23 protein-coding genes and 2 tRNA genes are annotated in these 26,062 nt (G+C 42.6%); 9 read left to right on the top strand and 16 right to left on the bottom strand.

Going from position 1 to position 26,062, the window contains the following annotated elements:
- Positions 1 to 78: 78 nt before the first annotated feature.
- Positions 79 to 618 carry a peptide-methionine (S)-S-oxide reductase MsrA gene (gene msrA, locus RMO68_RS07245; RefSeq protein ID WP_310440056.1) on the top strand — a complete coding sequence of 180 codons (540 nt, stop codon included), beginning with the start codon at positions 79 to 81 and terminating at the stop codon, positions 616 to 618.
- Here msrA and RMO68_RS07240 read toward each other — a convergent pair.
- Positions 615 to 833, bottom strand: coding sequence for a hypothetical protein (locus RMO68_RS07240; protein ID WP_310440055.1), 219 nt, complete (start codon positions 831 to 833; stop codon positions 615 to 617). The genes msrA and RMO68_RS07240 overlap by 4 nt on opposite strands.
- Positions 834 to 1,154: 321 nt before the next feature.
- Between RMO68_RS07240 and RMO68_RS07235 the strand changes: the two genes are divergently transcribed.
- Both RMO68_RS07235 and RMO68_RS07230 read left to right on the top strand, forming a co-directional pair.
- Complete coding sequence (locus RMO68_RS07235; protein ID WP_291750889.1) at positions 1,155 to 1,286, top strand: hypothetical protein; 132 nt, start codon at positions 1,155 to 1,157, stop codon at positions 1,284 to 1,286.
- A complete protein-coding gene (locus tag RMO68_RS07230) occupies positions 1,283 to 1,894 on the top strand; it encodes a Fic/DOC family protein (RefSeq protein ID WP_310440054.1) in 612 nt (203 codons plus the stop codon). The genes RMO68_RS07235 and RMO68_RS07230 overlap by 4 nt, the downstream gene beginning before the upstream one ends.
- 189 nt (positions 1,895 to 2,083) lie before the next feature.
- On the opposite strand, the gene RMO68_RS07225 is transcribed toward RMO68_RS07230, so the two are convergent.
- The 10 genes from RMO68_RS07225 to RMO68_RS07180 all read right to left on the bottom strand — a co-directional run bounded on the left by RMO68_RS07225 (position 2,084) and on the right by RMO68_RS07180 (position 12,327).
- Positions 2,084 to 3,166, bottom strand: coding sequence for a DUF6516 family protein (locus RMO68_RS07225; RefSeq protein ID WP_310440053.1), 1,083 nt, complete (start codon positions 3,164 to 3,166; stop codon positions 2,084 to 2,086).
- A 145-nt stretch (positions 3,167 to 3,311) separates the two neighbouring features.
- A complete protein-coding gene (locus tag RMO68_RS07220; protein ID WP_310440052.1) occupies positions 3,312 to 4,367 on the bottom strand; it encodes a hypothetical protein in 1,056 nt (351 codons plus the stop codon).
- The gene (gene fdhD, locus RMO68_RS07215; RefSeq protein WP_310440051.1) at positions 4,351 to 5,205 is read right to left on the bottom strand and encodes a formate dehydrogenase accessory sulfurtransferase FdhD; all 855 of its coding nucleotides are present in this window, start codon (positions 5,203 to 5,205) and stop codon (positions 4,351 to 4,353) included. The genes RMO68_RS07220 and fdhD overlap by 17 nt, the downstream gene beginning before the upstream one ends.
- 62 nt (positions 5,206 to 5,267) lie before the next feature.
- Complete coding sequence (locus RMO68_RS07210) at positions 5,268 to 6,215, bottom strand: cytochrome b/b6 domain-containing protein (protein WP_310440050.1); 948 nt, start codon at positions 6,213 to 6,215, stop codon at positions 5,268 to 5,270.
- The gene (fdh3B, locus tag RMO68_RS07205) at positions 6,205 to 6,801 is read right to left on the bottom strand and encodes a formate dehydrogenase FDH3 subunit beta (protein ID WP_295011819.1); all 597 of its coding nucleotides are present in this window, start codon (positions 6,799 to 6,801) and stop codon (positions 6,205 to 6,207) included. The genes RMO68_RS07210 and fdh3B overlap by 11 nt, the downstream gene beginning before the upstream one ends.
- A gap of 12 nt (positions 6,802 to 6,813) precedes the next feature.
- Positions 6,814 to 9,654: a molybdopterin-dependent oxidoreductase gene (locus RMO68_RS07200; protein ID WP_310440049.1), complete on the bottom strand. Its 2,841-nt coding sequence runs from the start codon at positions 9,652 to 9,654 to the stop codon at positions 6,814 to 6,816.
- Between the two features lie 21 nt (positions 9,655 to 9,675).
- Positions 9,676 to 9,891 (bottom strand): twin-arginine translocation signal domain-containing protein, encoded by a 216-nt coding sequence (locus RMO68_RS07195; protein ID WP_295011823.1) that lies wholly within the window; start codon positions 9,889 to 9,891, stop codon positions 9,676 to 9,678.
- Positions 9,892 to 9,905: 14 nt separating this feature from the next.
- The gene (locus tag RMO68_RS07190; protein ID WP_310440048.1) at positions 9,906 to 10,487 is read right to left on the bottom strand and encodes a molecular chaperone TorD family protein; all 582 of its coding nucleotides are present in this window, start codon (positions 10,485 to 10,487) and stop codon (positions 9,906 to 9,908) included.
- Positions 10,487 to 11,989, bottom strand: a complete 1,503-nt coding sequence (locus tag RMO68_RS07185) for a 4Fe-4S dicluster domain-containing protein (RefSeq protein ID WP_310440047.1) — start codon at positions 11,987 to 11,989, stop codon at positions 10,487 to 10,489. Before RMO68_RS07185 ends, RMO68_RS07190 begins: the two co-directional genes overlap by 1 nt.
- 240 nt (positions 11,990 to 12,229) lie before the next feature.
- Positions 12,230 to 12,327, bottom strand: a tRNA-Sec gene (locus tag RMO68_RS07180).
- 65 nt (positions 12,328 to 12,392) lie between these two features.
- Here RMO68_RS07180 and selA point away from each other — a divergent pair.
- From selA to RMO68_RS07155, 5 genes are all read left to right on the top strand, one after another.
- A complete protein-coding gene (selA, locus tag RMO68_RS07175) occupies positions 12,393 to 13,745 on the top strand; it encodes an L-seryl-tRNA(Sec) selenium transferase (RefSeq protein ID WP_310440046.1) in 1,353 nt (450 codons plus the stop codon).
- A complete protein-coding gene (gene selB, locus RMO68_RS07170) occupies positions 13,742 to 15,574 on the top strand; it encodes a selenocysteine-specific translation elongation factor (protein ID WP_310440045.1) in 1,833 nt (610 codons plus the stop codon). The genes selA and selB overlap by 4 nt, the downstream gene beginning before the upstream one ends.
- A gap of 80 nt (positions 15,575 to 15,654) precedes the next feature.
- Positions 15,655 to 16,809 carry an ABC transporter substrate-binding protein gene (locus RMO68_RS07165; RefSeq protein WP_310440044.1) on the top strand — a complete coding sequence of 385 codons (1,155 nt, stop codon included), beginning with the start codon at positions 15,655 to 15,657 and terminating at the stop codon, positions 16,807 to 16,809.
- Positions 16,802 to 18,409: a HAMP domain-containing sensor histidine kinase gene (locus RMO68_RS07160; protein ID WP_310440043.1), complete on the top strand. Its 1,608-nt coding sequence runs from the start codon at positions 16,802 to 16,804 to the stop codon at positions 18,407 to 18,409. Before RMO68_RS07165 ends, RMO68_RS07160 begins: the two co-directional genes overlap by 8 nt.
- Positions 18,406 to 19,074 (top strand): response regulator, encoded by a 669-nt coding sequence (locus tag RMO68_RS07155; RefSeq protein ID WP_310440042.1) that lies wholly within the window; start codon positions 18,406 to 18,408, stop codon positions 19,072 to 19,074. The genes RMO68_RS07160 and RMO68_RS07155 overlap by 4 nt, the downstream gene beginning before the upstream one ends.
- On the opposite strand, the gene RMO68_RS07150 is transcribed toward RMO68_RS07155, so the two are convergent.
- From RMO68_RS07150 to RMO68_RS07130, 5 genes are all read right to left on the bottom strand, one after another.
- A complete protein-coding gene (locus tag RMO68_RS07150) occupies positions 19,071 to 19,877 on the bottom strand; it encodes a phosphate/phosphite/phosphonate ABC transporter substrate-binding protein (RefSeq protein ID WP_310440041.1) in 807 nt (268 codons plus the stop codon). The two genes, RMO68_RS07155 and RMO68_RS07150, sit on opposite strands and share 4 nt — an antisense overlap.
- Positions 19,878 to 19,892: 15 nt before the next feature.
- The gene (locus RMO68_RS07145) at positions 19,893 to 21,017 is read right to left on the bottom strand and encodes an acyl-CoA dehydrogenase family protein (RefSeq protein ID WP_310440040.1); all 1,125 of its coding nucleotides are present in this window, start codon (positions 21,015 to 21,017) and stop codon (positions 19,893 to 19,895) included.
- 10 nt (positions 21,018 to 21,027) lie between these two features.
- On the bottom strand, positions 21,028 to 22,248 hold the full coding sequence (locus tag RMO68_RS07140; protein WP_310440039.1) for a ferritin-like domain-containing protein: 1,221 nt from the start codon (positions 22,246 to 22,248) through the stop codon (positions 21,028 to 21,030).
- Between the two features lie 128 nt (positions 22,249 to 22,376).
- The gene (selD, locus tag RMO68_RS07135; RefSeq protein WP_310440310.1) at positions 22,377 to 23,420 is read right to left on the bottom strand and encodes a selenide, water dikinase SelD; all 1,044 of its coding nucleotides are present in this window, start codon (positions 23,418 to 23,420) and stop codon (positions 22,377 to 22,379) included.
- Positions 23,421 to 23,633: 213 nt separating this feature from the next.
- Positions 23,634 to 23,717, bottom strand: a tRNA-Leu gene (locus RMO68_RS07130).
- A gap of 149 nt (positions 23,718 to 23,866) precedes the next feature.
- On the opposite strand from RMO68_RS07130, the gene flgL reads away from it, so the two are divergent.
- Positions 23,867 to 25,975: a flagellar hook-associated protein FlgL gene (gene flgL, locus RMO68_RS07125; RefSeq protein ID WP_310440038.1), complete on the top strand. Its 2,109-nt coding sequence runs from the start codon at positions 23,867 to 23,869 to the stop codon at positions 25,973 to 25,975.
- Positions 25,976 to 26,062 lie beyond the last annotated feature (87 nt).

Here is a 26,062-nt window from a genome sequence, read left to right as displayed (position 1 = left end):
ACCATATTACAAATATGGCATTTGGGTGTATTGAATAAACTTACATCATGACACTATTAGCCGATTGGAGTACCTAGTATGAAATCATTATGGATTCTGCTCATCTTTACTTCTGTGATGGTGTATGCTTCGACTTTGTCAAAAGCCTACTATGCAGGAGGGTGTTTTTGGGGTGTTGAATATCATCTTGAAAAACTCAAAGGGGTTAAAAAAGTACAATCAGGATACATGGGTGGTCATGTCAAAAATCCTACCTATGCACAGGTGGTGCGTCATACCACAGGTCATTTAGAGACCGTCGAAGTGATCTATGATCCCGCACTTATCTCGTATGAAACACTGACAAAAGCTTTTTTCGAGATTCACGATCCTACCCAGCACGACGGTCAAGGGCCCGACATCGGAGAGCAGTATCTATCCGCCATATTTGTAAGCGATGAAAAAGAGCGCCGAATTGTCCGCTCTTTGATAAAAGAACTGAACGCCAACGGTTATAAGGTCGCGACGAAACTCCTCCCGCTCTCTGTATTTTATCCTGCCGAAACCTATCATCAAGACTACTATGTCAAAAATGCCAAACAGCCCTATTGCCACGCGTATGTCAAAAGGTTTCGCTAAAGATCCCTATTTTTATACCTTTTTGTCAACCTGCAAAAATCGACAAAATCACTCAACATCAAATAGCGAAATTCTATATCTTCAAATTGTTTCATCATGATCGGTTCGCCTTGCGAAAAGTATTTCACATCTTTTTGAAACTCTTTTGGATACTCCAGTTTTTCTGCACCCACCGATGAGAAACACTCCACGAAATCGAGAAAAAGTTGTGTCACGATCTCCTCTTGCTCTTGTGACCTGTGTGTGAGAAAATCATTAATTTTTTCAAATCTCTCACATATACTTACCAAACACTGATTCAAAATTCTCCCTGCAAGCGATTGTTTGAAACAATATACATAAAGTATTCTATTTGAATAAAAAAAGTGTTGCAGTAGTGCCTTACATAGGCTAATTTAGGGATTTTTTAAGCTCAATAGTCGTTAAAAAATACCTCACTTTGGCACAACTTGGGCACACTAATTATTACATTTTACATCAGCTCTTATCTATGCTAAAATACATAAATAATCAGGGCACCAAAAAAGGACAGTTCTATGAGCAAACCTCCCTTTTCAGCACAAAAAGCACTTAAAGCAGTCAACGTCTCTCAAATGATTGAGGGGTACAAACCTGTCGATAAAAAAGAAGTGAAAGATCAAGTCAAAAAAATCCTTTCTCATAAATGAAATATTACCCTCCCTCTGAACATATTTACTACCAAGACAGCGACATCCCCATCAATAAACTCGACATACACAACTCTCAACTGATTCATGAGTTAGAGCGAGAGCTTCTTTTGCAAAGCTATGAGTATTTCCATACTACCTTAGAAGAAAACACCATTTTCGATAAAAACTATCTCACCTCGATTCATCACCATTTATTTAAAAAACTCTACACGTGGGCAGGTGACTATCGTACCGTTAATATTTCTAAGGGTACAAGTATGTTTTGCCCCTACATGAATTTGGAAAGCTTCTCACATGATATTTTCAAACAGCTTGAAGCAGAAAATTATCTACGAGATTTTGAGTCTATAACACTACGTGAAGAGTTTGTAAAGCGGTTGGCGTATTATATGTGTGAGCTTATCGTTCTACACCCGTTTAATGAAGGAAACGGTCGAACCTTACGGTTATTTTTTGACATGATAGTAACCTACAACGGGTACGAATACATCGATTATGCAGATACTTTGAATGATGATGCTTTTATTACAGCATCCATTAATTGCATGGAAACAGATTGTTCTAAAATGGAAGAGATTATTTTGGTTGGATTGTTGAAATTTTAAAAATAGCTATACTCGCCCCCCACTCTTCCGAAATGAAGATTGAATAGCTAATCCCACTTTTCTGCTAAAAAGTAGCCTGTCTTTATTTCCATTGAGATTTCATTTTTTAAGATTAGTCAGTTTATTTTGAAAGATGTAACGATGATTTTGTTGTGGGAAAAACGATAAAGTTTAGAATAATTAGCACAATTATAAATCATAAACAAATTCGTTTTCTAATTTATTTATATGATTTTTAATACCTTTAAAATCAAAATAAAGAAAACCTGTCGTAAAGCTCTCTTTAACATTACTATTTTCTAATTCAGGCTCTAAATGTATATGATCCGGTCCAAATTTTAATTTATCTTTGTGATGATTTGCAGAATCGATTCTTAAAATTTGTTTTCCATTTGTGTCATAAAACATATAGGCATAATCAAAAGGAGCAGTAATTCGCAATATTATTTTTAAATTTGATTTAATTCTTTTACAGGTAATTTCTTTTTTTGAATCATTTACCTTTTCGATAATACATTCAAGTCCGTCTTCAATTGACAGCTTTACTTCTTCATAAATTTCTTCTTGCGTTAATTTTTGAGTAGGAAAAATATTTTCAACTTTAAGTTGTTCAAAAAGCCAATCCATATTAGATTCCTTCGCTTGAACTTCTTTAAAGTGTTTATCACACGTAAAAAAAGCAATCATAATACCAGTCTCAGTATTTGTTACAGTTGAAGAGACGTGATGTGTAATTCTTTTTCCGCATACTAAGCAACCTTCCGTTTTTAAATAAAGGCAATTTGATGTGCTTGTATTTTCTTTTCTTCCGTCAAATAAACCTTTTACTGCTTTTAATTTATCATCATTTTTATTTCTGGAAATATAATTTTCAACTCTTTCATTTGCAGTTTTTGCACCTACAAGATTGTCAATATCACAATCTTTAAAAAAGTTCTCATGATTATTAAAAAACCTCATAGCAATTTGCATAGAGTAGATTAATTCTTTTTGTTTGATGTAGTAGCATCTACCTAATGGAAATTTTTCATCATAGCCATAATAAGCTACAAAATGAAAAATACCCCCACTTAAATACCAAAAATTACTTTCTGATTCATTAAAAAACAGTTGAAAGCTCTCTACAGAATTAAGTTCAATAGGCAAAAATGGGAATTTTTCGAAAGCATTAATTAGATCACTGCCTCTCATCAATATAATTGCATCTAATGTTTTACCACTAGTAATACCATTTTTAATGCTTCCATCTATCAATTCAAGCAAATTGTTCAAATAAATCCTCCAAAAAAAATTCAAAATCATATCATCTTGATATTTGTTATACCTACTATTTCAATTAGTGTCACTTGAGGGAAAAGGGGACATGCTACTTTTCCAAGTAAGTTAAAATCATTGTATCCGATATTTTACCCATGATTTAATCAACCAGTATTGCTCTCAACTGTCTATATTTATAGATTATTTTTTCACCGATACTCTCTACCTCTTCCTGCGTCATTTTTCCAAATGAAAAACTAATCGCCGTGCTGGCTTCTTCCGTTGAATATCCCATAACCTTTAGAATACGTGAGGGTTGAGACAACCCCAGAGAACAAAGCTCTCCGTTGGTTAAAAAAATCCCTTCAATTGCCATAGATCGGATCAAATCTCGGGCAAATACACCGTCAAATCCGATATAACAGGAATTCGGCAGAGTGAAGCTAGGATTTATCATTAACTTCACTCTGCACCCCAAAGCCTCCGTAATCTGTTTTACAAAACAATCTCGTATCTCTCCCATGTTCTCATACGAATCATTTGCCGTTTTCATATACGTATGATAAAAATGGTCATACACCGTTAAGTCGATAGAGGGAACCATGTCCGTAAAGGAACATTTACTGCAAAGGAAAATACCCGAATGTTTAAAGGAACCCACTTTGTAGCCCCAAACGAATGCGGCAAAAGCTTTGGGGATATTTTCGAGCTTCAACGCGTTGCTCAAATCCAAAATCAGATGTTTCATATCAAAATATCGGTTAACTCTTTTCATCGACTCGACATAAAACGTATCTTCATCGACCGCACTGCACACCAAATAGCGAGCTCCGCGCTCTTTTGCCGATGCCAAAGAATCCTCACTGAGTCTCCCCTCGGCATCAGCTTCTATCCAGAGAACAGTGCGTCCTGATTTTTCGAGAAATTGTCCGGCATGATAGAGATTATGAGGAAGTTTTGAAGAGAAGGCAATGATCTCTTTTGAAGGAACCGCCTGATCGATAAAAAAGCTCAAAGCCGCAGGTGAAAAATTGCAAAACACCGCTTCGGAATATCCGAAAGCCGATGCAAAGGAGCGATTTAGATTTTTTAAGAGTTCAAGACTTTCACCGTCGCCGCTGCGTAAGCGTATCCCTATGGGTGCGGAATCAAACGGCTGAAAGCTCGGTGCGTGGTTGACATCGAGACAATAGAGCTTTTTAAGAGGCTGCAACACACACCTCTTCTATGATGCATGGGGTCGAATCGGCTTGAATTACCGTATGCGCGGTATCGACGCGCGAGGAGTGGGTATAGAGATTCATTTTCCCCTCTCGTGCGAATCCGATCAATGTAATACCGTGAAGTTGGGCGGTTTTAATCCCCAACCGTGTCGGAGCCGCTTTAGAAATCACCATCGTAATACCGTGCATGACACATTTGACAACCATCTCCATCGAGAGTCTGCCGCTTACGATCAAGAAAGCGTCTTGGGTATCGGCACGGGACAATCTGGCTTTCCCGATCACTTTATCGATAGCGTTATGGCGACCGACATCTTCCGCTTCGATCGCTTCACCCTCTTTCAGTACCAATCGTGCTTTATGGACGCATCCGCTTTGGCGGAACAATGCACTGCTGCCGTAAAAACGATCCACTTCGTCAAACAGCATATCAACGTTATAGCTAACCGTAGAGCGATTAAACTCTTTGACGATTTTATCTTCCACATTTCCCGTCACACCGACGCAGCATCCTGTGGTGAGAGTCTTCTCTTTAAAAAGGTTCTGAATATTATCTTCATTAACCGATGCGTCAATGTAAACCGATAAACCGTTATCGGAAATTCTTAAAGAATGGATATCTTCCACATGCGTAATAACCCCTTCACTCATCAAAAACCCGACGATATGGGCATCTTGATCCTGTGCGATCCCCATGACGGAGAGGAGTTTCATTCCGTTTAGATAAAAGTCGATTCGCTCTTCGGCAATAATCTCATCTTCTTCGATCATCACGGAACCGTTTCGATACACTTTTTCGATAATCAATTTTTTAAGAACTTCTTGTGACATGTCGATACCCTATATATAAAATTGCGGAGGAGAATTCCTCCGCTTCGAACCAATGCTAGACGCTATGCACGTCCCGCTTTTTTCAAATCTTCCAATACATCCGGAGCTACCTGTTCAAGATATTCTCTCGGATAGTTACCACTCCATAGCCCTTTTAGATATCCTTTGACTGAAACCGCCGAGGCGTAGACAAAATCAAGAATAAAGAACATAATTAAAACACTGGCACCGAAGTGTAGATAGAGCAATACACGTCGGAATTGAATGACATCGGCATGCGTCAATGAACTCGGATGCAATGTAATAATCATCGCACCGCTGAAACAAAGCGCTGCCCCCATAGCCGCATAGAAAAACCAGATAACTCGCTTGGAAGGTTTAAAGCTTCCCGGCAAGAAATGGCGGAAAGTACTGTTTTTTCTCCACCCTTTCATATCTTTAGCCGCAATAACGGTAAAGACGAGCCAAACACCGATCCATGCCAAACCGGTTAATTCATGGAATTCTCTCAAGATACGAGGAAGATCTCCCCCCTCAGAGCGTAAACCCCATGTAATATTAAATCCGCTCAAGACGAGTATCGAAATCATCCCGATATTCAGCCAAATCACCGTTCGTTGGAACGGTGTCAGTACTTGAACTGTGTCGTTAGGACGTGTAATCGTCGGCGTAACTCGACCGTTTTTAATATACAAAAAGACAAAAATCAGTATCTCGGCAAAGAATACGTACCAGATATACTCTTGTCGCTCATTGCTCGCACGAATAATTTCAGGAGCAACGCTATTGTAAGCCGGACCAAAAGCGGCGTTCACCATTTGCTCCAACTCTGAAGCGGGAGCAGTAAGTACACCGCTGGTATCACCGATCATTGCATGCATCGTATATTGGATCAGGTAACCCCAATCCATAATCATCAAAAATCCGACAAAAACGAATCCGACAACACCAAGCCCGAGTGCCGTTAGAATGTAGGCTTTATTACACTCCCAAAAAGTTTTACTTTCCATTGTTGTACGCCTCCCATCCGTATGGTTTCAACGATGTATTATCACCGCGTTTAGCAGTGCGATACTCATAAATCTTATCGACTTCAGAGGCATCACCGGCAATGAGCGCTTTGGTTGAACACATCGATGCACACATCGGGATTTTTCCCTCGGCAATACGGTTTTGTCCGTAATGTTCAAATTCATTCTCACTGAGCGTTTCATCCGGTCCACCGGCACAAAAGGTACATTTATCCATGACCCCTTTGACACCGAAGATACCTTCATGTCCGAACTGAGGCGCACCGAACGGACATGCATAAAGGCAATAGCCGCATCCGATACATTTATCTTTGTCATGCAATACGATCCCGTCCGTTCGGATATAAAAACAATCCGTCGGACACACTTTTTGGCACGGTGCATCGGAACAATGCATACACGCCACCGAGAGAGATTTCTGTTTACCTTCGATCCCCTCGTTGATGGTTATAACCCGTCGGCGATTCACGCCGACAGGAATCTCATGCGCTTCTTTACACGCGACGACACACCCGTTACAATCGATGCATCGGTAATCGTCACAATAAAATTTCATACGTGACATTTATCAGCCCCCCTACGCTTTTTCAATACGCACGAGCGTACATTTGGTTTCAGGGCAAGCGGTGACAATGTCATACCCGTAACTTGTAACCTGATTCGAGTTTTCTCCGAGCGCATACGGTGCAGTCCCCTTCGGATATTTGTCTACGAGGCTTTTACCGCTCCATAGACCCGAAAAGTTTTGCGGCATGAAAATATCCGTTTCAGCGACCGAATAACTGTAGACCGCCTTCACTTTAATCTTACCTTCGCCCGTTCCATGTACCCAAATCATGTCACCGTTATCAACCCCATATTTTTTGGCGAGTGTCGGATGGATATGTGCGTACATTTCCCCTGAGAGTTCAGCCAAATATTTTGAGGCTCGAGTTTCGGTTCCCGTACCCATGTGTTCAACGATACGTCCTGTGACCACATTGATCGGGAAATCCGCAACCCAGTTTTGTTTATTTTGCTCACTGGCGTAACGAATGTTCGTACGGTAGTGATCTTTTTTATCTTCAAACGTCGGATACTTGGCAACCAAATCCTGACGGAAGCTGTGAAGCGGTTCACGGTGTTTCGGAAGTTGGTCAGCCCAATCCCATGCACGCGCTCTCGCTTTTCCGTTTCCGTAGGGACAAAGTCCTGCTTCCAACGCTTTGTTAACCAGAATATACGTATTATCGTTTTTCCAGTTTTTCCCTTTGACTTTCTCTTTTTCTTCAGCCGTTAGAGTGATACCGAAAGATTCGATATTGTCTGCGGTAATCTCAAGATGTCCCCCTTTAAATCGTGAACCGACCGGTTCATTCACCGCAAGTAGGGTTTGTCCGTTTTTCTCAGCAACCACCACCGGTTTGCCATCTGGTCCCTTATCGGTCCAACCTGCGCGGAATCCCATACCACCTTCCATAACCGACACATCGGTTCGGTACATGATCGGAGATCCAGGGTGTTTATCACTCCAGCACGGCCACGGCAATCCGTAATATTCCCCCTCAACCACACCGGAGCCTTTTAGAGTAATCGGATCAAACAGCGCCCAATTCTCTTGTTGGCGTTTCATACGTTCCGGTGTTACCCCTTGTAGACCAATCGTTTTAACGGCACGATTAAATTCTCTCGTCGCATCTTCCGGCCACTCGTAACTCGGTTTGCCGTTTTTCAACGAACGGGTGAACTCTTCATAGAACCCGAGACGTTTTGCAAATTCAAATAAAATGTCGTGGTCTTCTTTCGCTTCATAAAGAGGTTTGACAACCTGTGAACGCCATTGATAACTGCGATTTGTCGCCGCTACCGAACCTGAACTTTCCACTTGGCTGGCTGCCGGAAGCAAGAACATATTATCGGTACGATCGGTAATAACCGCCGCATCATTGACATACGGATCGATAAAGACGACCAAATCGAGTTTGTCCAATGCTTCTTTCGTTTTATGGGTCATTGTAATGGTTGAAATACCGTTACCGATACAAATCAACGCTTTAAGAGGCGTTCCTGCATTGTTTTCAGCATTCTCATCATCAATAACTCCCCAAGGCCATGTAGAGAGGGCAAACCCTTTTTTCTCCATCATCTCTTTGGTTTTGAATCGACCTTTTAACCATTCGTAATCGACTTGCCATTGTCCTGAATAATATTTCCAAGACCCCTCATTGATCGGGTAGTATCCCGGCAAAATGTCGGATAGGTTGGCCATGTCGCTCGCCCCTTGAACATTGTCATGTCCGCGAAGAATGTTACATCCGCCACCCACTTTTCCGATATTTCCGAGGAACATTTGCATAATCGGCCCTAAACGGGTATTACTGGTTCCGATCGTATGCTGTGTCCATCCCTGATTCCAGATCAAACAACCCGGAGAGTTTTCAGCAAAAAGCTTGACCACTTCAAGGAATTTTTCCGCTGTACATCCGCACACGTTCGCAACGACGTCCGGCGTATACTGCTCTGCTTCGACAACAATGGATTCCCAATCGAAAACACGTTCATCCAAATACTGCTTGTCATGCAAGTTGTTTTTAACAATGTAACGGATCATTCCGTATAAAAATGCGATATCGGTTCCGGTTCGGATACGTGCAAACAAATCCGCATGTGCAGATGTTTTCGTATATCGAGGATCGATCGAAATAATTTTCGCACCGTTCTCTTTCCCTTTTAGAATGTGTTGCATTCCGACAGGGTGATTGACCGCAGGATTAGCTCCCATAATCAAAATGACTTTCGAATTTTGCATATCTCCCAGATGGTTGGTCATACCGCCATACCCAAGTGTATTCGCCACACCGGCGACTGTAGGGCTATGTCAGATACGAGCCTGATGATCGATATTATTCGTTCCCATAAACGCGGCAAACTTGCGGATATAGTACGATTGTTCGTTCGAAACTTTTGCTGACCCAAGCATCATGATGCTATCAGGTCCATATTTTTTTTGTAGAGCTTGGATTTGAGCACTCACTGAATCAAGCGCTTCATCCCATCCGATACGTTCCCAGACACCGTCTTTTTTGACTGTCGGATAGCGCAAACGGTTCGTTGAGCGTACTTTATCGATCAGGTCGGCACCTTTACAGCAATGACCGCCGAGACTTACAGGATGTTCTTGAGCGACCTCTTGTCTTACCCAGACACCGTCTTTTACTTCCGCAATAATTCCGCATCCGACCGAGCAGTGGGTACAAATAGTTTTCACTTTTTTTGAACCCGGATAGGCTTCTTTCAGCTGACTCGGCGTTGCTTTGACTATCGGTTCACTTGCTGAGCAAACAGCAACCGCACCGACCGAAGTGAGCGCGCCCATTTTTAAAAATGATCGGCGTCCCATCTTCGAATTCAACAATTCCGTTGAGTTTCTTGGACTCATTCGTTCTCCTTTTCATAAAAATTAGAGGGCAGATTTATAAAATTTGTCCCAATATTCCGTTTTAGTATAGAGTGTTTCATCTTTGCGGGAATTCCCGACAGCAACCCCATCACCTTCGGTGTGTTCACCCCGATGGCGACTGGGATGCGTCGCGGTGATCAAGCCTAAACTTCCCGCCGCAACAACGCCTCCGATCCCTAACCGTTTGAGAAAATCTCGTCGTCCGTTAGTGTCCATTGTTACCTCCTTTCCTAAGATAAATAGAATTCAAAATACGATTTTTCGAATGCGATAAAAAGGGCTAAAAACGAAGCACACTCTTGGTAAAAATCAGCTCGATCACTGTTAAACTGCGCATCGATAAATCCTCCGATATAAGGCTCAATAACATTTTGGAAGAGTTTTTTATGCAACTGGATATGTCCATCGTTAAGCAAGCTGGCGGAAAGACCCAATACTATACCGGCTTCATCTTCCCCGACACTCACGAAATCGGCTTTAATGTATCCGGCTTCACACATAATCTCTTTGGTCATAATGGTCGGCATCCCGAGTTCGCGTTGATCATGATAATACGACATGGAAGAGTTGATAAAATCGCCGAACGGGAGATTAAACAAAACATGCGCTTCCCGCGCTACCTCGTCTTTATGATCTTGCAATGCGGTGATCATCCGATCGGTGTATTCCTTGATCCCCTCGGTAAACGGCGATTCACTCACAGCACGAAGTACCGTGAGGATCGATTCTGAATCTTTCTCTACCCCTTCATTTCGGTATAACGAACCTAAGACACTATAGATTGAGGCTCTAGCGCCAACAAGCGATTCCATTAATATTCTCCCTTAGCCGTATTATCAAAGTGATCTTTGAGCATCAACTTCGGTTTGCACTCGCCGCAGCAATAGAGCGTTCGAGTTTTAACATCGTCCCACATCAATGAGGCAAACATACCCGCCACTTTCGCAATGGCTTTTTCCGTTGCAAACGGTTTGCCGCATTCGACACAGCAAAAGACGTCATCTTTGGCAACCGCCGAAAAAGTTACATAAGTTTCCTCTTCTCTAAAACGCCCCGGTGCCAAAGAAATAGAGTGTTCAGGGCAAATACTCTCACAATGACCGCATCCGGTACACAATGCAGGATTAAGAGCCAGAGATTGATTCTCCGGCTGCGCTTGAAATGCACCGCTTTTGCACACATAGGCACATCCCATGCACAAAGTACATTTATCATCGACGTACAGATCACTGAAAAGTGAATTCGGCAAGGTATAGACGTTGTTGCTATATCCTTTTAGAGATGCCAACCCTTCGCTCACCGCCATACGAAGCGGCATATTGTCCAATCGTCGAGCAATCGGTGCAAAACGTTTGGGATGGCGCGACGCTGAGACGATATCGCCGATCACATCTCCACCGAAGCGTTCGAAGATACGGTTAACGTTACAAATCGCTGCTTGGGTGGATACCGGCAGTGTTGTCATATCAGGGAAGTAAACCTCTCCCCCTGATTTGAGAACCAACAACGAGAGATAGAGTTCATTAAAAAGAGAATAATTCGGAACGCTGAGTATCACCGTTTCGCTGTAGAGAGGGGAAGAGAGTTTCATCAAGTCGGCATCGGTTGCGATAAGAACACCGTAACCTTCGCTGTTTTCCAACGCTGCAATTAATCCCGCAACATTAAAACGGGAATTTTGGATCGCTCCGGATGGGCAAACCGCAACACATGAACCGCATTCGGTACAGTCGCTTAAACGTAAATGGATGGTTTTTGCCTCTGTATCTTCGACAAGAGCGGAATACTCACAGCTCTCCAGACATGCACGGCAGGCAGGTGTATCTTTGGAAGCGTAATCGCATTGTCCTTCCGTGAAAAGAAGGCTCTTAGTGAAGGTGTTTTTGGTTGCTCTGGCAGTAAGCTGGGAAGCCGCACGGGAGAGATTACCGTGAATCTCAATCGCATCGTATTTAATCCATGGATTGTTATCTCCGCAGTAAATCAAAGATGCCGCAGGATATTTAACGATCTCGTTTCCCACTCGAACGTTTACATGATAATCGCCGGCACGTCCTTCAATCCGAACAATTTTAGAAGCATCGACAACTTGTACCTTGAACCCTTCATCTAATGATCCTATTAAACTGTACGTACCGTCGTTTATCAGAACAATAGAATGTTGATCATTGAGAGGATAAGAGAAATCAAGTGTATTATCAAATAAAGTGTCATCCACACTCTGTTGAATACGGATCAGTTTATCTTTATCGGTATCAGGTGAGTTTTCTAATAAATACATACAGGCGTATGTCATAGCGCTATAATCGGTCATAAAAATCCTTTGTCGTCTATTACGATCAGATTTTTGCCAACGTGTAGCGATACAGCCTGTATCTTTTTGGGCAATAAGTAAACTATTTTTTTACGTTTTGTAATTATTCTTCATTGTAGCTTAAATTAATATTAAAATTGTTTATTTAATATTACAGAAAAATCAAGCAAAATATAAGATAATTAGGTTAAAATATTTTTAACCTTTTATGTTTTTTGTGGAATGAGAGTAAAGAGGAGTTGGCGAGAAGGTGAAGGAATTGAACCTTCCTTCGAACAGACACCTGCCCGAACAATGGGTTTGAAGTCCATGGTGCCCACCAGGGTCACATACCTCCCATCTCGAAATACCATTCTAGCTAAATAAAAGTTAAATATTTTTTAACCTGTATCGGAGTACTACGATGGAGACCCTTAGCAGACCTGCCATCCCTCAATTGGGAAGATTTTTGGATCGAGCGGAGTTTATCACCCTTAATCGCCAAACACTAACCTTCTTGGCTCGTCAACTCTTTGAAGAGATTCGTCACGGTAAAATCGATATCGAAAATGGCAGCGATGAGTCCGTTTTGGTACAAATAGTCTTATCCCGGCTGGATGCGCTGTGTCATGATTCATTGATTCCTCTCATCAACGCTACAGGGATAGTTTTGCATACCAATCTCGGGCGAAGCCCCATCGAAAAATCAATACTCGATGAAATGCAGGAGAGCATCGGGAGCTACTGTAATCTTGAATTTGATATTGATAGCGGAAAACGGGGGGAACGCTACGGACATTTGACTAAAAAACTCTCGTTTCTACTGGGATGCGAAGATGCCATCGTCGTGAACAACAACGCGGCGGCCGTCTTTTTGATCCTTAATACCTTCGCCAAAGGAAAAGAGACGATCGTATCGCGAGGAGAACTGGTAGAGATCGGCGGTTCCTTTAGAATTCCCGATGTGATGAGAGAGAGCGGTACCCTACTCAAAGAGATAGGGACGACCAATAAGACCAAAGCCTCCGATTACACGGCGGCAATCACTCCGCAGAGTGCCATCATGATGAAGGTTCATCGCTCCAATTTCTCCGTTGTCGGTTTTACCCATGAGGTAGCGTTTGAAGAGCTGATACCGATTGCTCAGTCCAATAACATTATCGACTACTATGATGCCGGCAGTTTGAATCTTTTCGAGGCTCCCTATCTAGGCAATGAAGCGTGCGCGAAATCGTTATTTGAACATGCCCCTTCTCTGGTCAGTTTCAGCGGAGACAAGCTGCTCGGATCGGTTCAAGCCGGAATCATTGCCGGAAAAAAAGAGTTGATTGATACCATCAAAAAAAATCAACTCTTGCGGATGCTTCGAGTAGATAAACTCACGATGGCCGTATTGGAAAAAACTCTTACACGTTATATCCAAAAAGGGCCTCAGGCGATCAAAACCCATAAACTCTTATCTAAAACACTTAGTGAGATGCAAATACAATCTGATGCTATCCTCTCAGCTATTGAGCACCCACATAAACTTTCTACGGGCAAAACATCCACCTATGCAGGAGGGGGATCACTTCCTCAGCATTTACTAGAGAGTCTCGCCTTGATTATCGAAGATCACCCTAAAAATGCCGAACGCTTAATCAAAGCACTCCGTGACCAAGGTCTCATTGCCCGAATCGAAAAAGATAAAGTTCTTCTCGACTTACGCAGTATCGATGATGATGAGCTCTCACACGTCAGTGCAATTTTAAATACCGTTTTGAAGGAGCGTCCATGAAAACCACTATAGTCGGTCTCGCCGGACATGTCGATCATGGAAAAACATCCCTTATTCGTGCTCTCAACGGTTTTGACGGAGATCAGACCCGCGAAGAAAAACGGCGCGGTTTGACGATGGATCTCAGCTTTACCTTGATGGATCAAGAGGAGAAACGGATCTTTTTAGTCGATGTTCCCGGACATGAAAAATTTGTCAAACACTATTTGGCAGGGGTTTTCGGTTTCGACGTTCTTCTACTGATTGTCGCGGCTAATGAAGGGATTTGTAAACAAAGTATTGAGCATCTCGAACTGGCTCATCTCGCCGGCGTTAAAAGTGTTATTTTGGTTCTAACCAAATGTGATCTGGTAGAATCCCGCGTTGCGGCAATCGTCGAACAAGATATTTTAAACCTCATCGAAAATATCGGTTTGGAGAGCCTGTTTTCTGCCCATGTAGGACGACATGATCCCTCATCCTACGAACAGCTCAAATATAAACTCTTCACGTATGATTTACCGCAACGTCCGCAAGAGCCTTATTTTCGTTACTATATAGATCGTAGTTTTTCCAAAGACGGTTATGGCACTATTGTCACCGGAACCGTTTTAGGCGGGTCGTTAAAAACCAAAGATAAAATCACGATCCCGCGACTCAAAACTTCAGCGATTGTCAGAACGATCCATTCGGGATTACACCATGTCCCCACAGCCCTTCCGAATGAGCGTATAGCCCTTAACCTCTCCGGAGTCAAATCGCATGATCTTAAACGGGGAGATATCCTCTGTACCCCTAATTTTCTCCGCGGTTTCATGCAGATTGATGTCATGATCACTCCCCTCAAAGGGATAAGCCTGAAACATCAAAGTGAAGCGACCCTCTACATAGGTTCAGCCCGCCACAGCGTCGTGTTAAAAATTATCTCCGAACATGACTCTTACGCTATTGCCATTTTTGAAAGTACGACTCCGATTTACGCCATGTATCGTGAAAAATTTATTCTGCGTGATGCGCAAGGGACGCTCGGCGGAGGGGAAGTTCTTAATCCCATAGCCGATCCTATGAAACGAAAACAAAAAAATGAATTTCTTCTTTTACTACAGCAGAAAAAACTCTCCGAAGCGTTTGCCATGCTGATGGAGATTCATAAGAAAGGTTTCGGTTTGATCGGAGCCTATCAGCGCTTCGGGATGGATCATGCCTCTGCGCTTGAAATAGCTATGGGGGTTGCCGATTCATACCTCGATCATGATGAAAAAGTACTTTACCCCTCTAGCACGTTAGAGATGCTTAAAGAGTATGTTCGAGCGATTTATAGAAAAAATAGACGTGCCCTCCTCTCTAAAAACTCACTTCATTTACGGTTTACGTGGGCATCTGCCAATCTTTGTCAGGAACTCCTTACTCAGCTCGAATCGAATGACGAGCTTATCTTCAGTGAAGGGTTATACCGAAGTGTCCATTGTGATATTGAGGATATGCCGCAGTACATGGAAGAGTCTCTCTATGGTATTTTAGAGACACAAGGGTGGACGCCTCATGCACCGTATGTGATCTATGAGAGTCTCGATCTTGATCGTATTCACGGAGATGACACGATGAAACGGCTCTGCAGTGCCGGAAAAGTGATCCGACTGGCACACAACCTTTTTATCAGCGCACCTCACCTATCCCACACCATGCAGTATCTGCGCGGAGTGATTAGCGAATATGGATATGTCGATATTGAGCTGGCTAAAACGCAAACAGGGCTAAGCCGAAAGTATTTGATAGCCTATCTCGAGTATCTTGATCGATTTGAAGACATACAGTGCGAGGGTACTCGCCGATCTTTGAAGGCAGCATGATGGAAAACTGTCCTATTTTAAACCAAATTTATCGATTATAAAGTAAACTATTTTTTTATTTTTATTCCTAAAGTGTGATGATGCCAAAAAACGTTAATCCTATCTCTCTCATCTTGTTTGCCATCACGCTCATTATTATCTATTTTCTATTTTCTTTTGAACGCGAAAACAAAAAAGATATCGTATTTGGCTGTAGTGCCGCACTTTCGGGTCCATTGCAAGAAAACGGTATCGATTATACGAATGGAATAGTGTGCGGATTTAAAGCGGCTAACGATGCCGGCGGAATACAAAATCGCCACGTCAAACTGCGTGTACTGGATGATCAGTACGAACCTTTCATCACGAGTAAAAATATCACATCGTTAATGCTTGATTCGGATTTATTCGGTATTTTAGGTGTTGTCGGAACACCTACGTCCGAAGAGGCACTAAAAATCACTGCCAGAACGCAAATCCCTTTTTTAATGCCCCTCAGCGGCGCCGAGTTTTTATATAACTACCCCTATAAACATCTCTTTACTCTTCGCCCGAGCTACGCCGATGAAGCACGCCGAATGGTTAAACATATGCAAAAAAAGAATATCCATAAAATTGCCATCTTCTACCAAAATGATAGCTATGGACTCGCATCGTTATACGCCCTCCAACAAGCGGTACGCTCAACACCTATTAAAATAGTTGCCGAAGGTGTTTATAATCGTAATACTCTCTCTATTCATTATGCGTTTAATGAGATTACCAAAGCACACCCTGAAACTGTTATCATCGGTGGAGCATTAAAACCGACCGTCGAGTTTATCCGTAAAACAGCACAGTTTAATCCAAATCTCACCTTTTATACCTTCTCTTTTGTCGGCTATGAGCCTCTTCGCAAAGCACTGCTGTCGGAAAATTTAAAGAATGTACCGATGTACATGACCCAAACCGTCCCTCCATTAAGTAAAAATCTCCCTGAAATTGCCCTTTTCAAACGTCTTTATAAGCACTATTATCCCTCTAAAGAGCCGACTTCCATAGCATTTGAGGGATATCTAGCATCACAAATCATCCTTAAAGCACTAAGTAATTCCTCAACGCTGTCGCGTTCTTCATTTGAACATTCCCTCTCTAAACTTGAATTTTCTCTTGTTGATCGACAAATGGTCCGTTATAGCAAGACATACCATCGCGGACTGCAAAATGTCTACCTTTTACCGTTAAACTCCGAAACCGGAGGTGATGTCGATGAGTAAACAGTGTCGTTTTTTGAATGTCTTTTATCAACTTTCATTAGGGATGAAGACTCGAATATTGATCGCTGTTACCGCATTGGGAATTTTGATCATCGGATTCATTGCTACATTGACCCTGTATGGAATGAAAAATAGCTTCGATAATTCCTTTCATCTGCGCACTCTCTCAATCGCGCGCCTCCAAACGATCAAAGATGTTCATACCCTCAACATCCTCAATACCTACCGAGATATTATCGATAACCACACCGATGTCGAGAAAACCTATGAAGTTCTTAATATCCTCAAAAAAAATCTCGATTTGCGTTGGAATGAATACTCTTTATCACGACACGACCTACAAACCAATTTTTTTGATACGATGGATGAAACGATTCTTTCAACGTTTCTTTCTCCTATTCCCAATACCATTATGATCGATGAAGACGAAATCTATACGAAAGCGGATCTCAATATTCACCGTCTTTTTACAACAATCGATACGATAACGATTCTTTATAAAAACAACCAACGTCCACAAGCCGATGCACTTATAAAAAGTGACCTCTACCCGACTCTGGACACAACGAATATTTATTTAGAACAGCTCACGGCCTTTCATTTGCAACGCTCACTTTATGAAAAAGAAAAAACAGATCGGCTGTTTGGTGCTACTTCGTGGGTTATATTCGTTATGATATTTGTAGTCCTAGGAATTTCAGTCTTTTTAGCCTATTTCATATTAGAACATATAAAAACATTGCACCAATCACTGGAAGAGCGGGTACGCGAGAAAACCAAAGAACTTATTGATCTGAACACTTCCCTTGAACTTCGTATCGTTCATGAGATTCGCCAAAGCCGTCTAAAAGACGAGATGCTTCATCAGCAAGCTAAACTAGCCTCAATGGGAGAGATGATTTCCAATATTGCCCATCAGTGGCGACAGCCGCTTAACGCACTAACCATACTGATACAAACGTTCCGACTCAAAAGCCGCAGTAATAAATTGACGCCGGAGTTTATCGACTCTCAAGTCACCGAAGGGCTCCGCATCGCCAACACTATGTCCGACACAATAGAGAGTTTCCAAAACTACTTTAAGCCGAATAAAGCCAAAACCATTTTTCCTCTCCTCGAGACAATTCGCCATGCAGTTAGTTTGATTGAGGGAATATTGCATCATGCGAATATAAATGTTGAATTCAATACCAAAGCGGAGATCATGATTTCAGGCTATCCGAACGATTTCACCCAAATCATTATCAATCTACTCAATAATGCAAAAGACGCATTACTAATCTCACCCGACAAACTCAAAGTTATACGAATTCACATCACTCACAAACCGGAAAAGTCACTCCTAATCATCCGTATTATCGATAATGGAGGGGGTATTCCACCCTCCGTACTTAAAAGAATATTTGAACCCTATTTTACGACGAAACATCAATCCAGCGGGACGGGTATAGGATTGTATATGACTCAAAAAATCATAGCCGACCAATTCGAGGGAATGATTAGTGCACGAAATATCAGATTGCTTTTTAATGAAACCTATTATAATTGTGCTTCTTTTAAAATCACTATACCGCTATACGAAATTGAGAGTAAAACATGAACCATTCACTTAATAAATACAACATCCTGATCGTGGACGATGAAGTACCTATTTTAAATCAAATGTCATTTATTTTAGAAGACTTTGCCGCCAAAGTCTATACGGCAACCGATGGAATTACCGCACTTGAGCAGCTTTCTAAACACAAAATCGATATTGTTATTACCGATATTTTAATGCCGAACATGAATGGTATAGCATTCATCTCCGAAATAAAAAAACGAAATATTTCTCTCTCAACCATCATTATCACAACAGCTCATTCAGAAACGAACTATCTTCTTGATGCCATTAAATTACGCGTGGACGGCTACTTACTTAAACCGATCATGGCAGATGAAATGCTCGAATTGATTGATAAATCAATAGCCCTAAAAGCTAAAGAGGATGAACTGTGGATCAAAGACCGTATGCTTGAGGGGATCAGTACATTTGTCGGAGGGAAAAAAATAGAGATTATCCGCTATCTTTTCGAACATGTTGATGAGGAAAGTGTCTTTTACGGTTCTTATGAAGATATCATGCTCGCACTCAACGTCAGCAAACCGACCGTTGTTTCAACGTTTAGACAGTTGATTGAGGTCGGTATTGTCACCAAGCTCAAAAATAAAATTTACCGTGTAAATACTTCATCAAACAGCGAAAAAAGTGGGGTTGCATCTTAAAATAGATTCAACCACTCCATTGCGTTTTCAAGCTCATCATAGCCACGCAGTTCATACTCTCCCGTTTTCACCCATTTGGACAAAGCTTCCATCTCCATCATTTTGGTGATATCGCTACGCTGAGTATCCATCCCCAGCATAAATTCGACAAATTCATTGACATAAGATACGTTAGGGGTAATGTTGGTGAAATTGCAATGCGAATACCCTCGACTTTTGTAAAACGGTCTGAGCGACGAACCGCTCAGTCCCAGTTCGATCATCCGCATCCATGTCGATGTGGCAAGGGCAATAGCGTCATATTCGTTATTTTTGAGTTTTTCCAAAATATCGTATTCGCTTCGTCCGGTATCGCCGTGTTTCCCTAAATCACTGTCCACACGATTCATCGTATAATCGCGATTAGGCTCTAACCCTTGCTCTTTTAAATAATACGCGGGAAGGATAAACGCCTGTGCCGAGTCACCACTGCCGAAACAGACCCGTTTATTTTTCAAATCTTCCAATGTTTGGATATTGGAATCTTCATGGGCGATAAACATCGAGGTAAAATTGACATCGCTATCGCGCATCAAGAGTGCTTCCGCAAACGGAGCACGTTTTTTCGTCCGAAGCCACGCGACATTCGTATTCCATGCCAAGTCCACTTTTTTATCCAATAGCGCCTGTACCTGTGTCTCATAATTGGAAAACAATACATAATCGAGATCAAACTTTTTCTCTTTGGCATAATCACGGATGATCTCCCAAATGAGGACTACTTTCGGGTCATACGCGACCACACCTACCATTAATGATGCCATGTTAATTCCTTTTATTTAGGGTATTTGTTGTCCGGTTAACGCTTTACCGAGCCATACGCTGAGGACATCGGTTGAGGGAGCCATGATTGCAGCGGCATACGCATCTCTCAAATAGCGCTCAAGCGGAAGCCGTTTGCTGTATGCGTGCCCTCCTCCGATTTTCATTGCACGGCTGCATACGTCCACCGCATTGGTACTCGCTTCCAATCGAGCCGATATAATCAACGCCAGAGCATCGCTTCGTCCTTCCAGCGCGGCTTGTGCCGCATTGAGCGTTAACGCTTTGGAAGCACTGGCCGAAGAGAATATAGAAGCAATATGCAGCTGTACGGTTTCGATTTGTGAGAGGGTCGAGCCGTCCGTATACGCACGTGACGCCGCATGATCGATTACGCATGCACTTGCCGCAAGCGACAATCCCGCATAGACCGATGCAAGCCCCAGAATAAAGAACGGAGCAACCACATTAAAGACGATTCCGACTCCGTCTCCGTGAGCCCCTATGAGATGATCGTCGCAGACGGGCACATTCTCATAATAGACAGGGACACTGGCATTTCCTCGCATCCCTAATCCGTCCCAAGCACTATCGTCATGACGCATCCCTGCCATGTTATTTGCAGTTGCGAAAACGCTCAGTCCTTCTCCTTCGGGATTTGCGGCTAAAACGAGATAATAATCGGCATGATGCGCCGAGGTCACAAAGCTTTTTTTACCGTTGAGAAGATATCCGTTCTCCGTTTTTACCGCTTTAATTTCGGGATTGTAAAAATGGGTTCCCGTCCCTGTTTCACTAAAAGCAAGTGCCAAAGCCAACTCACCTGAAGCGATTTTCGGCAGATAAAACTCTTTTTGTTCCGATGTTCCGAAAGCAACAATGGACATTGTCGCAACGTTATGCATCATGTAACACAGTGCGGTCGTTGCACAGACACTTCCCAGAGCCATACATGTTTCGACGTGATCGACAATACTCCCCGAGCCTCCGCCGTACTCCTTGGGGACGAGCAATCCCGTATACCCCTCTTTTTTAAGAGCCGCATAGGCTTCTTTCGGAAATACACCTTCTCTATCGGCTTGCACCGTATACGGCGCGACATGACATTGTGCAAAAGTGCTCACTTCTTCAAATAATCCCATTCATTTGTCCTTACATAAAATTCGCGGTGTGAGACATGGATATCTCTTTGGCTGTTTCTTCATCAAATCCGCATTCAATCATGCGGCGCACTCGGTTTTCTCCCATCCTTTTTTTAAGTTGCTCCACCCGCTCATAGCCGAGAGCATACCCCTCTTCATCGCTTCCTCCCGCTAAAATAGCTAAAGAGGAGAGCAAAAGTTCATTATCTTGATTCATCTCATCCAAATACACTTTTCGACTATCTACCGCCTCTTTCAGGTACGCTATTCTTTTAGGATTGGCTTGGACAAGTGCTTTGACATGTACCAATCCGTAATTGACATGACGCTGTTCATCTTTTTTGGCAAGGGTGACAATTTTTTTCGTGACCGGATCGGGTGCGTATTTGATCAGAAAATCGAGCAGATCCAAAAAGGTCCCCTCTCCCAATACATGAAGTAAAAACGAGGTTTTGAAATAGTCTTTTTCGATAAAAAGAGAGTAGAGGGAACGCTGTGTTGCGGTCGTCGAGTATTGCAGTCCTATTTTTTTTGCATTGGCACGGCGTGAAAACGCTTCGATATGACGCGCTTCATCATAAATGATCGTTCCCAAAAACATCACCAATTCCATATAATAGGGGGAAATCTTGGACAAAATTTTTCCGGGAATATACAAAGCAGAGAACTCATTTTCCGCTAAATAGGTCATCACCTGACATATCGCCGTTTCAATCACAGGATCAAGATCGGGAATCGCCGCCCAATCGATATCGGTATCGGCACTCCATTGATTCTGCTTCGCTTCTTCATAAAGCCGCGTGACATTTTTCGCCCAAAGAAACTCTTTTTCGCTCAGTTCAAAAGGATACAGAGGAGAAGAGTTCTCGATATGGGCACCGCGGGGCATTAAACCAAAAAGTTTCGGCGCGACATCAAGCGTCGGTTCGCTCCGACCGTCAAACCCGTGTTCATCCGATAGGGTATGCGATTCAAAATCTTTTCTCACGAGATACGAAAAGCCCTCAAGATCGGAACCGGTAGCTACTAAAGAGCATCGATTGACCTGTACCCACCCTTCAAATTCAAAAGAGACGGAGCGCTGGAGAACGGTAACTTTAAAGAGTTCCCCCATCCGAAGTGTCGGAAGAAGTGCATTAAGGCGCAAAAGCCAAGCCTGAGTGAGGGAAGAAGAACGTATCGTATATTCTGCGACATACGTGTTCATTAAAAATAGGTCTTGTCGTTCCATAACGTCTCCGATAGAGGCAGGAACAACAGCATGATCAAAGCGACGGCTGTTGTTTGTCTAAGCCTTAGACCTTATAGCGCCAAAAATTAAGTTAAAAATATTTTAACCTTTTTATCTTTACAGTAGACTTAATTACTATCGGTGACTACAATATCATACCCCTCATAGGCTACAACATCACCGACAATAGCAGCATTTAAACCTGAATCGATGCATTTTTCTACCATTTGTTGTGCAAATTCCTGAGGTACGCTTACTAACAACCCACCCGATGTCTGTGCATCAAACAAAATCATTTCCCGCTCAAATTCAATCGACGAGGCTAAATAGACATGCGGTTTATTGTAATCACGGTTAGCATGCGAACCTGCGGGGATAATTCCCATAGAGGCCATTTCAATCGCTTCGGGAAAATAAGGAACCTTAGCAAGATCAACCCGCATCGTCACATTTCCCGCACTCATCTCCCGCATGTGTCCCATAAAACCGAATCCCGTTACATCCGTACACGCCGAAGCATGGGACTCTCTGGCGATCAATGAGGCTTTATAGTTCAGAGTTCGGAGATTCTCGGCTACTTTCATAGCAAGTACCGGATCAAGAAGATCGGCTTTTATCGCCGTAATCAAGATTCCCATCCCCAGAGGCTTTGTCAAAATCAGGACATCTCCGATCTTCGGGGTATTGTTACGCAGTACTTTTTGCGGATGGAGAAAGCCCGTACATGAGAGGCCATAAACCATTTCAGGTGTTCGGATCGTATGCCCACCGACGATTACCGCTCCACACTCAATCGCTTTATTCTGCCCTCCTCTCATTATTTCAGAGAGGATTTCAGGCGTATGGTGTTCAGAATCAAATCCAACCACATTGAGCGCCGTTTTGGCATCTGCTCCCATCGCAAATACATCACTGAGTGAATTCGCAGCGGCAATTTGCCCATAGATATACGGATCATCCACAACAGGAGTAATAAAATCAACGGTCTGTACAATTGCCAAGCCATCATTGATTTTATAGACTCCCGCATCTTCATTCCCCTCGAAGCCTACAATCAAGTCTTTGTGAAACGATTGGATATGACAAGTCGATTCCGCTAAAGATCCGGGTGAAAGCTTGGCGGCACACCCTGAAGCACGGACAAATTTTGTGAGTTTAGCATCGGTATTCATCATCATACAATTCCCTATTCTTTTATTTCTTATTTAAGAATTGTAATGGTTAAAATTGAATTTAGACTGAAAAAGTAAAATATTACTTTACCTATAGCGTTTCTTTTGTAAAGATTAGACATCAAATATATTGAGAAAATTACTATTATTTTAAAATTGGTTGCACACATTGAGCAAACGATTAAATATTTGGAAAGGATTAATAAAGGGGGGTGGTACCAGTGGGCGGACTCGAACCGCCACGACTCGCGCCACCGGATTTTGAATCCGGCGTGTCTACCATTTCACCACACTGGCATGTCTTGTGAAGAGGTGGAATTATAGGGACTCTTTGCTTAAAAAGATGTAAAAGCATATTGGCTAATGTGGAAGTTACTTTTGCCGATATATAAGGTATGGAACTTTTATTGCTTAAGACTCTATAAGATTGTGCAAAAGGATTTGGCATGAGGATTACTTCATCATCTTACTATAACAATATTTACGGTGAGAACAATAAAATTAATAATCAATTATTTGATGTCAATAAACAAATTTCATCCGGTCTAAAAATTCAATACGCCCATGAAGATCCGGGCATCTTTATCGACACACTCCGTTTGGATGATGAGATTACAACGCTCACCCAAGTAAAAAGCAGTGCACAAAGTGCCTACAAGCTCTCCACACAAACCGATACCTCAATGGGTGAAATCGTTAAAACCATTGAATCGATGAAAGTCAAACTCATCAATGCCGCCAATGGAATTCATTCCGATACGAGTATGCAGGCGATTGCGAAAGAGTTACGCGGTCTTCAAAATCACCTTATGACGCTGGCAAACTCTTCCATTAACGGACAATATCTTTTTTCAGGAACCGCCACTTCCGTCAAACCGATTGCCGCAGACGGCTCTTATCAAGGAAATGACAACGATTTGGAAGCCTTTTTAGGTTCAGGAATCAAACAAAAATACAACGTCAGCGGTACTCAGCTCTTCTTAGGTGATGAAAGCACCACCAACCGAACTATAAGCTCAAACGTCTCCCATATGAGTTTGACCGATCTCTACCCCGATATTATGCAAGACACCACTCTCCCTCGTAGCACTGCGCAACAGACCTATATTAGCGGCAGCAGTACCCTCCGCGATCTTATGGGCGATACGGACGTTGATCCTGCCAGCGCTTACGCTCCCCACTTTTACATCCAAGGGACGAAAAACGACGGAAGCACGTTCAAACAGCACATTGATACCTTAACGATGGGCGATACAGTTGATGATCTGCTGAATACCATTAAAAATGCCTACGGCACCGATCAAGTCGATGTGACGATAAATTCGAACGGTCAAATCGAAATCACCGATAAGATAGCAGGTTCCAGCAAACTGGATTTTCATATGGTCGGGGCGGTTGACTTTGACGACTTAAATGCAGGAGATGCCGCAGATATTTCCGATGCGGCGCTCTATGCGGCTACGTTAGGAGAGATTGATAACCTCCAAGCGGGAAGTACCAATTTTGCATCCGCCGCACTCACCACTCCGGGGCTCTTTATTAAAGAATTTACCAAAAGCGGACTAACTACTCCGACCGGAACCCCTAATACGATTGAAGGGATCAATTACGATCGTACCAATTTTACAAAAGACGGGGCAAAACTCCTCTCGAATGTAGCCCAAATACTCAAATCGGACAACTCCACCGCAACGGCCGCGACTAAATTAATCGACGTTACCGGGAATAGTACTTTGGTGGGGACAACCCTCAATCTTCAAGGAACCAATATCTACGGTTTCGATTACGATATACAAATCAACCTTGCGGCGGCCTCCTCCGTGAGCGGTACCGTCAACGGCTTACCGATTACTCCGTTTAATATCTATAATGCCGATGCGACACGAACCGTTGCGGGGGCGGATGAAATGACGTATCAACAGCTTCTTGATGTCGTTAACATGACAATGAGCGGTTCACTTCCGACCGCTAATACCGCGATCCAATACGACGCGGCTACCACCGCTGCCAATACCCTCTCCTCTACTAAACTTAATTATGCGGGGGAAATGGTTTTTGAGGACAAAATCAATCCTGTCACTACGGCCTCTATCTCGCTGTATGATTCAACTTCTTTGGATTATTCGCTCACAACAGGCGCGGCGCTTACCTTTAACGCCAACAGCGCCCTGACCATTCGGGATCCGAAAACGGACTTTTTTTCCCAAATCGAAGAGATGATACAGTCGGTCGAACAATCTAAAACCCGAGCTGACGGCTCAGATCCTTCTGATCCTCGTAATATCGGGATACAAAATGCGATTAAAATGATGGACGATATGAGTGATCATGTCAGCCGTTTACAAACCGAAGCAGGATCGTATTCTCAGGTTTTACAAGCATCTGCCGACCGTACCAGCCTCCTTATCGTCAGTACCAAAACACTCCAATCGGAAGTTATCGACACCGATATCGCCGAATCGCAATTAAAATTGCAGCAACTCACGCTCAATTATCAAGCGATGCTCTCCACTATCAGTAAAGTTTCACAACTTTCACTCGTTAATTATTTATAGCACATTGCAATAAAAGGGGGTTCTATCCCCTTTTTTGCTATAATCAATCTACTTTTTATACTGAATTTCTAAGGATCTCCTATTTTA

The sequence above is a fragment of the Sulfuricurvum sp. genome, from assembly GCF_031427015.1.
Classification (GTDB): Bacteria; Campylobacterota; Campylobacteria; order Campylobacterales; family Sulfurimonadaceae; genus Sulfuricurvum.
The sequence above is the reverse complement of the archived record's forward strand: the minus strand, read 5'-3'. Positions and strand labels throughout refer to the sequence as shown.

Coding starts and splice junctions, on each gene's coding strand:
- msrA (WP_310440056.1), top strand. CDS start 79: ATGAAATCATTATGGATTCTGCTCATCTTTACTTCTGTGATGGTGTAT.
- RMO68_RS07235 (WP_291750889.1), top strand. CDS start 1,155: ATGAGCAAACCTCCCTTTTCAGCACAAAAAGCACTTAAAGCAGTCAAC.
- RMO68_RS07230 (WP_310440054.1), top strand. CDS start 1,283: ATGAAATATTACCCTCCCTCTGAACATATTTACTACCAAGACAGCGAC.
- fdhD (WP_310440051.1), bottom strand. CDS start 5,205: ATGTCACAAGAAGTTCTTAAAAAATTGATTATCGAAAAAGTGTATCGA.
- RMO68_RS07210 (WP_310440050.1), bottom strand. CDS start 6,215: ATGGAAAGTAAAACTTTTTGGGAGTGTAATAAAGCCTACATTCTAACG.
- fdh3B (WP_295011819.1), bottom strand. CDS start 6,801: ATGTCACGTATGAAATTTTATTGTGACGATTACCGATGCATCGATTGT.
- RMO68_RS07195 (WP_295011823.1), bottom strand. CDS start 9,891: ATGGACACTAACGGACGACGAGATTTTCTCAAACGGTTAGGGATCGGA.
- RMO68_RS07190 (WP_310440048.1), bottom strand. CDS start 10,487: ATGGAATCGCTTGTTGGCGCTAGAGCCTCAATCTATAGTGTCTTAGGT.
- RMO68_RS07185 (WP_310440047.1), bottom strand. CDS start 11,989: ATGACCGATTATAGCGCTATGACATACGCCTGTATGTATTTATTAGAA.
- selA (WP_310440046.1), top strand. CDS start 12,393: ATGGAGACCCTTAGCAGACCTGCCATCCCTCAATTGGGAAGATTTTTG.
- selB (WP_310440045.1), top strand. CDS start 13,742: ATGAAAACCACTATAGTCGGTCTCGCCGGACATGTCGATCATGGAAAA.
- RMO68_RS07165 (WP_310440044.1), top strand. CDS start 15,655: ATGCCAAAAAACGTTAATCCTATCTCTCTCATCTTGTTTGCCATCACG.
- RMO68_RS07160 (WP_310440043.1), top strand. CDS start 16,802: ATGAGTAAACAGTGTCGTTTTTTGAATGTCTTTTATCAACTTTCATTA.
- RMO68_RS07155 (WP_310440042.1), top strand. CDS start 18,406: ATGAACCATTCACTTAATAAATACAACATCCTGATCGTGGACGATGAA.
- RMO68_RS07150 (WP_310440041.1), bottom strand. CDS start 19,877: ATGGCATCATTAATGGTAGGTGTGGTCGCGTATGACCCGAAAGTAGTC.
- RMO68_RS07145 (WP_310440040.1), bottom strand. CDS start 21,017: ATGGGATTATTTGAAGAAGTGAGCACTTTTGCACAATGTCATGTCGCG.
- RMO68_RS07140 (WP_310440039.1), bottom strand. CDS start 22,248: ATGGAACGACAAGACCTATTTTTAATGAACACGTATGTCGCAGAATAT.
- selD (WP_310440310.1), bottom strand. CDS start 23,420: ATGAATACCGATGCTAAACTCACAAAATTTGTCCGTGCTTCAGGGTGT.
- flgL (WP_310440038.1), top strand. CDS start 23,867: ATGAGGATTACTTCATCATCTTACTATAACAATATTTACGGTGAGAAC.